The 10,451-nt window shown below is 72.4% G+C and carries 9 protein-coding genes; 3 read left to right on the top strand and 6 right to left on the bottom strand.

Annotation, left to right across the window (positions count from 1 at the left end; genetic code table 11):
- Positions 1-81 precede the first annotated feature (81 nt).
- Together ACFXPL_RS16300 and ACFXPL_RS16305 are read right to left on the bottom strand one after the other, a co-directional pair.
- Positions 82-1,029, bottom strand: coding sequence for a carbohydrate ABC transporter permease (locus ACFXPL_RS16300; protein ID WP_384918871.1), 948 nt, complete (start codon positions 1,027-1,029; stop codon positions 82-84).
- A 2-nt stretch (positions 1,030-1,031) separates the two neighbouring features.
- The gene (locus tag ACFXPL_RS16305) at positions 1,032-1,955 is read right to left on the bottom strand and encodes a carbohydrate ABC transporter permease (protein ID WP_384918874.1); all 924 of its coding nucleotides are present in this window, start codon (positions 1,953-1,955) and stop codon (positions 1,032-1,034) included.
- A 317-nt stretch (positions 1,956-2,272) separates the two neighbouring features.
- Between ACFXPL_RS16305 and ACFXPL_RS16310 the strand changes: the two genes are divergently transcribed.
- Both ACFXPL_RS16310 and ACFXPL_RS16315 read left to right on the top strand, forming a co-directional pair.
- Positions 2,273-3,268 carry a LacI family DNA-binding transcriptional regulator gene (locus tag ACFXPL_RS16310; RefSeq protein ID WP_384918909.1) on the top strand — a complete coding sequence of 332 codons (996 nt, stop codon included), beginning with the start codon at positions 2,273-2,275 and terminating at the stop codon, positions 3,266-3,268.
- 109 nt (positions 3,269-3,377) lie between these two features.
- Complete coding sequence (locus ACFXPL_RS16315; protein ID WP_384918877.1) at positions 3,378-4,235, top strand: SMP-30/gluconolactonase/LRE family protein; 858 nt, start codon at positions 3,378-3,380, stop codon at positions 4,233-4,235.
- 66 nt (positions 4,236-4,301) lie between these two features.
- Here ACFXPL_RS16315 and ACFXPL_RS16320 read toward each other — a convergent pair whose 3' ends face one another.
- The gene (locus tag ACFXPL_RS16320; protein WP_384918880.1) at positions 4,302-4,892 is read right to left on the bottom strand and encodes a hypothetical protein; all 591 of its coding nucleotides are present in this window, start codon (positions 4,890-4,892) and stop codon (positions 4,302-4,304) included.
- Positions 4,893-4,921: 29 nt separating this feature from the next.
- Entirely contained in the window at positions 4,922-5,827 is a 906-nt protein-coding gene (htpX, locus tag ACFXPL_RS16325; protein ID WP_384918883.1) for a zinc metalloprotease HtpX, read from the bottom strand.
- 270 nt (positions 5,828-6,097) lie between these two features.
- On the opposite strand from htpX, the gene ACFXPL_RS16330 reads away from it, so the two are divergent.
- Complete coding sequence (locus ACFXPL_RS16330) at positions 6,098-6,703, top strand: LuxR family transcriptional regulator (RefSeq protein WP_384918886.1); 606 nt, start codon at positions 6,098-6,100, stop codon at positions 6,701-6,703.
- Between the two features lie 14 nt (positions 6,704-6,717).
- On the opposite strand, the gene ACFXPL_RS16335 is transcribed toward ACFXPL_RS16330, so the two are convergent.
- A complete protein-coding gene (locus tag ACFXPL_RS16335) occupies positions 6,718-8,577 on the bottom strand; it encodes an ATP-binding cassette domain-containing protein (RefSeq protein ID WP_384918889.1) in 1,860 nt (619 codons plus the stop codon).
- Positions 8,574-10,358: an ABC transporter ATP-binding protein gene (locus ACFXPL_RS16340; RefSeq protein ID WP_384918892.1), complete on the bottom strand. Its 1,785-nt coding sequence runs from the start codon at positions 10,356-10,358 to the stop codon at positions 8,574-8,576. The genes ACFXPL_RS16335 and ACFXPL_RS16340 overlap by 4 nt, the downstream gene beginning before the upstream one ends.
- Positions 10,359-10,451: the final 93 nt, after the last annotated feature.

The following is a 10,451-nucleotide window of genomic DNA, read 5'->3' on the forward strand; positions in this document are numbered from 1 at the left end:
CTCACTTCGTTGTCAGAGAACTGCCGAAAGCTGGGAGAACGCGGGAAAGTCAGGAATCGGGGGAGAACGACGGGGCGTACGTCACTCCTTGACGCTTCCGGCGGCGAGCCCCGACTGCCAGTACCGCTGGAGCAGCAGGAACGCGGCGATCAGGGGCACGATGGTGAGCAGGGAACCGGTGATCACCAGGTTGAAGATGGCCTCGCCCCCGTTGGTCTGCGCCTGCGCGTTCCAGGAGTTGAGCCCGAGGGTGAGCGGGTACCAGTCCGGATCCTTGAGCATGATCAGCGGCAGGAAGTAGTTGTTCCAGGTCGCGACCACGGTGAACAGCAGCACCGTGACGATGCCGGGGGCGAGCAGCGGCAGACTGACCGTGAAGAAGGTACGGATCTCGCTCGCCCCGTCGATCCGGGCGGCCTCCAGCAACTCGGTGGGGATCGCCTCGGCGGCGAACACCCACATCAGGTAGAGGCCGAACGGCGAGATCAGCGAGGGGATGATCACCGCCCACGGGGTGTCGGTCAGCCCCATCTTGCTGAACATCAGGAAGGTCGGGACCGCCAGCGCCGTACCGGGAACGGCGACGGCGCCGATCACCACGGCGAAGACACCGCGCTTGCCGGGGAACTCGAACTTGGCGAGGGCGTAGCCGCCGAGCACCGCGAGGAAGGTCGCGCCGCCGGCTCCCACCACGACGTAGAGCAGTGTGTTCAGCAGCCAGCGGACGAACACACCGTCGTTGTAGGTGAGGGTGTCGCCGATGTTGCTGAAGAACGCGAAGTCGCTGTCGAACCAGAGTCCGGAGGAGCTGAGCAGGCCGGTCTGGGTCTTCGTCGAGTTGATGACCAGCCAGACGAGCGGCACCAGCGCGTAGACCAGCACCAGACCGGTCAGCACGGTGAGCAGCACACTGCGGCGCGGGCGGTTGACGCTGTGCCGCCGTCCGGTGCGCGGGGTGCGCAGCCCGGTGACGGGACGGGGCGCGCGCTTCTCGTCCGGGGTAACGGTGGCAGGGGCGGTGGCTCCCATCGTCACGCTTCCTTTCGCATGCCGCGGAGCTGTACGGCATACGCGATGATCATGGTGAAGATGCCCATGACGATCGCCACCGTGGCCGCGTAGTTGTGCTGCTGGCCCGAGAAGGCCAGCGAGTAGGTGTAGAAGTTCGGCGTGAAGTCCGTGGTGATCGTGTTGGGCGCCAGGTTCTTCAGGATGCTCGGCTCGTTGAAGAGCTGGAAGCTGCCGATGATCGAGAAGATCGTGGCGATGACCAGCGCGCCCCGGATGGCGGGCAGCTTGATCGCGCCGATGATCCGGAGCTGTCCCGCGCCGTCGATCTCCGCCGCCTCGTAGAGCGAGTGCGGGATCACCCGCAGCGCCGAGTAGAAGATCAGCATGTTGTAGCCGACGAACTCCCAGGTCACGATGTTGCCGATGGAGGCGAGCACCAGGCCGGAGGAGAGCGGGTCGGGCAGTGAGACCCCGAAGGCGTCGTTGATGTTGCCGACCAGGCCGAAGCGGGTGCCGTACATGAAGCCCCACATCAGGGCGGCGACCACGGCGGGTACGGCGTACGGCAGGAAGATCGCGATCCGGAAGAAGTTCTTCCCGTAGAGCCTGCCGCTGTCGATGGCCAGCGCGACGAGCAGCGCGATCCCGAGCATGACCGGTACCTGGACGGCCAGGAAGAGGGTCACCCGGCCCAGCGCCGCCCAGAAGTTCGGGTCCTCCAGCGCGCGCTGGTAGTTGTCGAACCCGACGAAGGAGGTGCCGCCGACGAGCTGGGTCCGGAAGACGCTCAGGTAGATCGAATAACAGATCGGCGCGAGGAAGACCAGGGCGAAGACCGCCATGAACGGGCCGATGAAGCCCCAGCCGATCAGGGCCCGCCTGCGTCGTGGGCCCCGTGGCAGGGCGGGGCCTTCCGCCGTGGAGGGCGGTGACATCGTCGTCATGGCTGTTCCTCGCTGGTCGTCGGCACCCGGCCGCCGGGTGGAAACGTCCGTATCGAGCCGTGGCCCGAAGCGGGCGACGGCGCTGATGTTTACGTAAACATCGATGGATGGGATGCTTGCACCGGCCCCGGCGGGGCGTCAAGATTTCGGCTGGTCTCAGTTGAATCAAGCAGGTCGCGGCGGTGACGGCGACGGGAAGCGCGGGAGCGGGAGTGGAGGAGACGGTGGACGGCGTTCAGCGGGCGGTGGAGGCGGGCGAACGGCCGCCGCCGGCTGAGGCGGGCCAGGGGCCGCGGGGCCGGCGGCGCAGGGTGTCCATGGCGGACGTCGCCCGGCGGGCCGGTGTCTCCTCACAGACCGTCTCCCGGGTCTCCAACGGCCACCCGGGCGTGGTCGACGCGACGCGCCAGGAGGTGCTCGCCGCGATGAAGGAGCTGGGCTACCGGCCCAACAGCGCGGCCCGCGCCCTGAAGAGCGGCGAGTTCCGCACCATCGGCATCATCCTGTTCACCCTCTCCACCACCGGCAACGTCCGCACCCTGGAGGCCATCGCCACCTCGGCGGCGCAGCAGGGGTACGCCACCACGCTGCTCCCGGTCGCCATGCCGACCCAGGACCAGGTACGGGGCGCCTTCACCCGGCTGGGAGAGCTGGCCGTGGACGCCATCATCGTGATCATGGAGGTCCATCTGCTGGACGCCGCCACGGTCACACTGCCCCCCAACGTCGGTGTGGTGGTGGCCGATTCGAACGCCGGTGACCGCTACAGCGTCGTCGACACCGACCAGGCGGGCGGCGCCCGCGAGGCGGTGAGCCATCTGCTCGGCCTCGGGCACACGACGGTCTGGCATCTCGCCGGACCCGAGGAGTCCTTCGCCGCGCAGCGCCGGGCCGACGCCTGGCGCGCCACCCTGAGCGAGGCGGGCCGCCCGGTGCCCCCGCCGCTGCGCGGCGACTGGTCGGCGGAGTCGGGGTACCGGGCCGGACTGCTGCTGGCCGCGGAGCCGGAGTGCACGGCGGTCTTCGCGGCCAACGACCAGATGGCGCTGGGCCTGCTGCGCGCGCTCCACGAGTCCGGCCGCGCGGTGCCCGGGCAGGTGAGTGTGGTCGGGTTCGACGACATCCCGGACTCCGGTTCGTACATGCCGCCGCTCACCACCGTCCACCAGGACTTCGCGGAGGTGGGACGGCGCTGCGTGGAGGGCGCGCTGCGCCAGATCAACACCCATGAGGAGGAGCGCGGCACCACCCTCGTCCCCACCCGGATGGTGATCCGCGGATCCACCGCGCCGCCGCCCCGGCCGGGGGACTGAGGCCCCGGCCACGGGGGAGGGGCGGGTGCCCGGTCGCCGGCCGGGCCGCGGCGGGCAGGGTTAGCATGCAGCGATCATCACGGTGATGTGACGGGCGAGAGGGGCGGGCATGCGCGCGGAGCAGTGGACCGAAGTCGTCACCTACCACGGGGAAGGCCCCGGATGGGACCCCGGGACCGGGCGGTTGAGGGTGGTCGACATGCTCGCGGGGGACCTGCTGACCTTCGGCGCCGACGGCGCCGAGGCCCCCGAACGCCACCACCTCGGCGAGGTCGCGGCGGCCTGGCGGCCCCGTACCACCGGCGGTGTCGTCGCGGCGGTCGAGCGCGGCTTCGCGCTCATCGCGGCCGACGGTACGGTGACCCGCGGCGAGGAGCTGTGGAGCGACCCGACGATCCGGATGAACGAGGGCGGCTGCGACCCGGCCGGCAACTTCTACTGCGGGTCGATGGCGTACGACACCCGCCCCGGCGCCGGCCGGGTCTTCCGGCTCACCCCCGGCGGCGAGACCTCCGTGGTCCACACCGGCGTGACCATCTCGAACGGCCTGGCCTGGTCCCCGGAGGGTGACTTCGCCTACTACGTCGACACCCCCACCCAGACCATCGCCCGGGTGACGGTCGACCCGGCGACCGGCCGGTTCGCCACCCCTGAGCCCTGGGTGAGCGTCGATCCGGCCGACGGCGCGCCCGACGGCATCACGGTGGACGCCGAGGGGGGCGTGTGGGTCGCGCTCTGGGGCGGCTCCGCGGTCCGCCGCTACACGGCGAAGGGCGTGCTCGACACGGTGGTGGAGGTGAACGCCCGCCAGGTGAGTGCCTGCGCGTTCGGCGGCGACGGCTACCGGCGGCTGTTCATCACCACCTCGCGCGAGAACGTCCCCGACGGCGAGGACCCGGCGGCGGGCGCGGTGTTCACCGTCGAGCCGGGGATCGCCGGACGCGCGCCGCTCCCGTACGCCGGATAGCGGCCCGGAGCGGCCCGGAGCGGCCCGGAAGAGCGGGGGATACGGCGCCCACGCGTTCCGGGCTGCTCACAGCCCGGGCGCGCCCCATACGGGAAACCAGCGCGCGAGGTCCTGCTCGATCCGCAGATCATCCCCGAGCACCGCTCTGACCTGGAGCTCCCGCTGATTGTCCCGCTTCTCGGCGCCGCCGGGGAGCGGGGCGAACGGATAGAACGTGCCGCGCTTGTAGAGATAGACGAGGGCCAGCGACCGTCCCTCGGTGTCCCGGAAGCCGACCAGCGAGCACAGGAGCTGTGGCCCGAAACCGCCGTCCTGGAGCAGTGTGTTGACCGCGTGCAGATCGTTGACCAGCGAGGCGGTGTCCTCCGGGGGCCGCTGCGAGAGCAGCCAGGTGTAGCCGTACGGATCCTGGCTGAATGTGACGGGGACCCCGGACCGCTCCCGCGCCGTGTCCGCGTCCAGCAGCTCCCGCACGTCCTGCCGGATCCGCGCGAATCCGCCACCCTCGACGCCCGCGAAGCAGACCGAGCCGAGCCCGGTGGGCACGTACCCCGCGCCCGCTTCGAGGGTGAGCGCGGCCGACGGGAGGGAGAAGAGCTGATCGAGTTGGGGGCGGACCGGCTTGCTGCGGCCGAGGATGGTGTCGAGAAGGCCCACGGGCCCAGCTCCTTCGCGTACGGGGGTGGTCACGGGCGGGCGAGTTCGGCGGAGATGCGCGCGAGCTGCTCCAGCCGCTGTTCGAGCGTCGGGTGAGAGGAGAGCAGCCGGCCGAGGCTCTCCTTCGAGGAGAACGCCGGGACGAAGTAGAAGGCGTTGTACGGCTCCGCCTTCCGCAGGTCCTCCGTCGGTATCCGCGCCATCTGGCCGCTGACCTTGGTCAGTGCGGACGCCAGCGCCGAGGGGCGGCCGGTGAGCAGGGCCGCGGCCCGGTCCGCCGACAGCTCGCGATAACGGGAGAGCAGTCGGGTCAGCAGAAAGCCGACCGCGTACACCACTGCGCTGACCAGCGGGATCAGCATGATCGCGATCCCGGCGGGGCCGGCGTTGCGCGCGTTCCTGGCCAGCCCGCTCCACAGCGCGATCCGGGTGATCAGCCCCGCCAGCACCCCGAGGAACGAGGCGATGGTCATGACGGCCACATCGCGGTGCGCGACGTGGGACATCTCATGGGCGAGGACGCCTTCCAGCTCCTCGGGCTCCAGCCGGCGCATCAGCCCGGTCGTGGCGCAGATCAGCGCGGTGCGCTCGCTGCGTCCGGTGGCGAAGGCGTTGGGTATGTCGCTCTGCGCGATGGCGACGCGTGGCTTGGACATGTCGGCCAGCGCGCAGATCCGGTCGACGGCGCCGTGCAGGGCGGGCGCCTCCTCGGGCGTCACCTCGCGGGCGCCCATGCTGAACGCCGCGATCTTGTCGCTGAACCAGAACTGCGCGACGAACAGACCACCGGCGAAGATCAGGATGATCGGCCAGGCGTGGTTCAGCACCGCCAGCAGCACACCGACCAGGACCACGTACAGCAGGCCGATCAGGAACATGGTGGTCACCATGCGCGTGGTCAGACCGCGGTCCGGGGTGTAGCGGTTACGTGTCATCGTCCCTCCACTCACTCTCTCTCCTGCCATTTTCCTCCTTTCCTCGCCAAACGGGATAAGGGGGGTGTATGGGCGCGTACGGAGGGGGCGCACGGTGGCGCACTGCTGTACAGGGGGGCTCGCGCCGCCCTGGAAAGTGCCCCCCGTGCTGCGATGCGGCGCGTTCTCGCGGGATGGATCCAGGCGTTGGCCTGTATACGACGGGAATAAATGACCATCATTTATCTGGGTAGACGATCGAATGCAGAGGGTGGAATAGGGAGGTGCTGCATGATCCGGGTTCTTGTGGTGCACGGGGTGGGGCTGTTTCGTTCGGCGCTGGTGGCGTTGTTGCGCACCGAAGAAATGTTCGAAGTTTCGTCGGTGTCGGGGTGCGCGGCATTGCGCGGTCCGTACGGTGTTCCCCCTCATGTCTACGTAGCCGATATCGACTGTCCGGCTTCCTCGGCGTACATCGGGAGAGCCACGTCCGCCCGCGATGAACTGGGCTGTCAACCGGCTCTGCTGGTTCTGGCCAGCGCCCGGAAGCCCGGATCCCTCCGTAAGGCTTTTGACGCGGGGGCGCTCGGATACGTCGACAAGGATGGGGATCCGGGACGTTTAGCGGACGCCATCCGCAACGTCGCGCGCGGCGAGCGGTTCATCGACGAATCACTCGCTTTCGATTTTCTCCAGGCCGGGAAGATGCCACTGACCCCGAGGGAACTCAGCGTCCTCGGCCTGGCGGCGGAAGGCGCGCCGATCGAGGAAATCGCGAGCTCCCTGCACCTGTCCAACGGCACGATACGGAACTACCTGGCCGCCGCCATAAGGAAGACCGGCGGCCGGAATCGGATGGACGCGGTCCGGATATCCCAGGGCGCCGGCTGGCTCTGACGAGTGGCCCCCGTTCAGCCGCCCTGCCAGTGGCCGGTGAGATCGCGGTAGAGGGCCGAGCTGGACAGCAGGTCGCCATGGGTCCCGCACTCCGGCCTGGTGCCGTCCAGCACGAGGACCCGCCCGGCGCGCCGCGCCGACGACAACCGGTGCGCGACGACGACGAGCGCGCCGGGACGCTCCGCCAGCGCCTCCTCGGCCCGCGCCTCGGCGGCCGGGTCCAGATGGCAGGTGGCCTCGTCCAGCACCATCAGGGCGGCGGGGGACACATAGGCCCGGCACAGGGCCAGCAGCTGGCGCTCCCCCTGCGAGAGCGTGCCGGGCTCCACCGTCGCGTCCAGCCCGCCGAGCCGGCCGACCAGCGCGTCCGCGTGCAACGCCTCCACGGCCCGCACCAGCTCACGCGTCGACGCGTGCGGACGGAGCTGGCACAGATTCTCCCGGACGGTCCCGGTGAACACGTACGCCTGCTGCGGGATCAGGACGCGCAGCCCCGCCAGATCGCGCGCCGTCCGGCCCGCCACGGGCTGCCCGGAGAGCAGGACGGTCCCCTCGCCGGGGGTGAGCAGCCCCGCGAGCACACCCGTCAGGGTCGACTTGCCGATACCGCTCGGCCCCACCACCGCGAGGTGCTCACCCGGTCCCACGGTGAGATCGAGCCGGTCCAGCACCGGCGGCGCCCCCGGAGCGTACGCCAGGGTCACGGACCGCAGCTCCGCCGCGGGCGGGGAGCGGCGGGCCCGGGGCACGGACCGGGTCGCCCCGTCCGTCGTCACCGTCCGCTCCTCCGCGGCCCGTACGGTTTCCGGCCCCCCGGTCGCGCCTGTTGTGGCACCGGCCGTGCCGTCCTCGAACCGGTCCAGCACCACCAGCAGCCGGGTGCCCGCCGCGCCGAGCGCCGTCATCAGGGTGTGCAGCGCGGGCAGCAACGACTGGACGAGATAGGCCAGCGCCCCCATCAGGGCCCCCGCCGTCACCCCCTGGCGCAGCAGCCAGGGCGTGGCCGCCAGCAGCAGGATCACCGGCAGTTGACCCGCCACCCCCAGCGCCAGCGTACGGACGGCCGCCCACCGCGCCAGCACACCTGACGCCCGCGCGCCCGCCTCGATCAGCCGCTCCGCGTGGTCCGCCACCTCCGTCCGCGTCCCGCACGCGACGATGTCGCGCAGACCCGCGCCGATCGTGCCCGCCCGGTCCGCGACGGCCTCGTCGAGGTCGAGGAACGCGCGCTGGGCCGCGGCCATCGGCGCCAGCGTGGCGAGGAACAGGGCGAGTCCGAGGGCCAGCGGCGGACCCACGACCAGCAGGAACTGCGGGGCGAGGGCCAGCAGCCCGGCCAGCGCGCCGACCGCGGTGAAGACGAACGACCGCGCGGTGAGCACCAGTCCGGCGAAGCTGTCCCGGACGATCTCGGTCTGGTGGGTGAGCCGGGAGACCGCCGTACCGTCCGCGCGGGCCGGATCGGCCACCGCCGCGTCGAGCGAACGGCTCACCGCCCGCCGCACGAGGCCGTCCCGCAAGGGCTCCACCAGCTCGGCGAGCTGGGCGAAGACGCCCCGGACCAGCGGCCCCCCGACGAGGATCGCGACCGCCGCCACGGCCAGCCACCCCAGGCCGCGTCCGGTACGCCCCGCGAGGAACCCCTCGTCGAGCGCGCGCGCCAGACAGTAGCCGCCGAGGAAGGTCTGCGCGGACTCCAGCAGGGACCACCCGGCGAGCCTGACCAGGACGCCCTTCCTGCGCAGCAGGAAGCGGCGGCCCGGCGGAAGGACCCGGCGCAGCGCGCCCCGGCCCTCCCCCGCCGGCCGGCCCGCCGCCTCCGGTGCCTCCCGGGCCGGACGCCCCGCCCCCGCGCGTGCCTTCGCCGCCGTCACCCGCGACCTCCCGGCGCGGCCCCGTCGGGCCCCGCGCCCGACGGCACGGAGCCGGCGTCCCGGCCGGCCGCCGCGAAAACCGCGCGGTACCCGGGGGACCGCCACAGCTCCGCGTGCGGGGCCACCGCCCGGATCCGCCCCTCCTCCAGCCAGACCACCACATCGGCGCGGACGGCCGAGGAGAGCCGGTGAGCGATGATCAGCTTGGTGGAGGCCCGTACATCGCGGGCGAGGGCGCGCTCCACCTGACGTTCGGTCACGGTGTCCAGGCTGGAGGTCGCGTCGTCCAGGATCAGCAGCCGCCCCGCGTGCGCGAAGGCGCGCGCCAGCCCCAGCCGCTGGAGTTCGCCCCCGGACAGCGGCGCCCCTGCCCGCGGGGTGTCGTACCCGTGCGGCAGCAGCCGTACGAAGGGGTCCGCGCCCGCCGCCCGCGCCGCCGCCCGGATCCGGTCCGCCGGGACGCGCTCGGCGCCCCAGGCCAGCGCCTCGCCGATCGTGTCGCCGAAGAGGACGGGCCGCTCGAAGGCGTAACCGACCTCGCGGCGCAGTTCCGTACGGCCGAGGGTCTCCAGCCGCACCCCGTCCAGCAGCACCTGGCCCGCGTCCGGGTCGGCGAGCCGGCCGGCGACGGCGGCCAGCGTCGACTTGCCCGCCCCGGAACGCCCCACCACGGCGGCCGTGACCCCGCCGGGGATCTCCAGGTCCACGTCGTGGAGCAGCCGCCGGCCGTCCCGTACGACCCGGACGCCCCGCAGGGTGAGCGTGCCGGGCCCGCCGGCCGGCAGTGAACCCGCCCCGTGCGCCAAGGCGGGCAGCGCCACGAGTTCGGCGGTCCTGCGGGCCGCGGCCCCGCTACGGATCAGCGCGCCCAGCAGCCCGGCGCCCGCGCCCACCCCGGCGGCCAGGGCGGCGTAACGGGAGACGGCGAGCAGTTCGCCGACGCTGATCGCGCCCGAGGCGAGCCGGACACCGCCGACCGCCAGGACCCCGGTCGTCAGCAGCGGCATGAGCACACCGCTGTGGGCGACCGCCCGGCCGTGCACCCGCCACATCCGCCGCCCCTGTACGCCCAGTTCGGGCAGCGGCGCGAGGACCCGGGCGCGCTCGCGGCCGGCCGTCCCCGCGGCGGCGATGGTCCGCGCCCCGCCCAGCGCCTCGACCAGCCGGGACGCGATCTCCGACTGGACCCGCTGGTAGCGCGCCACGCTGTCCGACGAGCCGCGCGCGAAGGCGCGCACCACCACGACCAGCGCGGGCAGACCCACCAGAAAGGCCAGAGCCGTCCACACGTCGATGAGGAACAGTGCGACGAGCGCCCCGGCCGGGGCGAGCAGCGACGCCGCGAGGGCCGCCGCGCTCACCGGGGCCGTACCGGCCTCCGTCGTGTTCGCGGACAGCCGCGTCGCCACATCACCGGGCGCGAGTTTCCCGCCGTGCGCCGGCGACGACGCGAGCAGCCCCGTCAAGGCGCGCATCCGGAGCCAGGCGGTGGAGCGGGCGCTCGTGGTGCCGCCGATCAGGGCCACGAGCGCGTCGAGAACGACCTCCGCCGCGACCACCGCGGCACACAGGGCGAGCCCGCCACCGGAGCCGGTGGAGGAGGACAGCAGCAGGTCGAGGGTGCGGCCGATCACGGCGGGCGCCGCGAGGGCGGCGCCCGCGGACGCGGCCGAGCAGACGAGGACGGCGGCGGTGCGGCCCGCGCTGTGCCGGGCGGCGCCACGCAGCAAGGCGGGGCCGGTCGCCGCCGCGTCGCGGGCTCCGCGACGGGGGAACACCATCGGGAGGCGTCCTCCTCACCACCGGGAGTCCGGCGAGATCCATGGGACGGGCCCCGGGCGGTGGAACGCCCGGGGCCCCGGGATGCCTCGCGG

This window comes from Streptomyces sp. NPDC059092, assembly GCF_042756365.1.
In the GTDB taxonomy this organism is placed as follows: domain Bacteria; phylum Actinomycetota; class Actinomycetes; order Streptomycetales; family Streptomycetaceae; genus Streptomyces.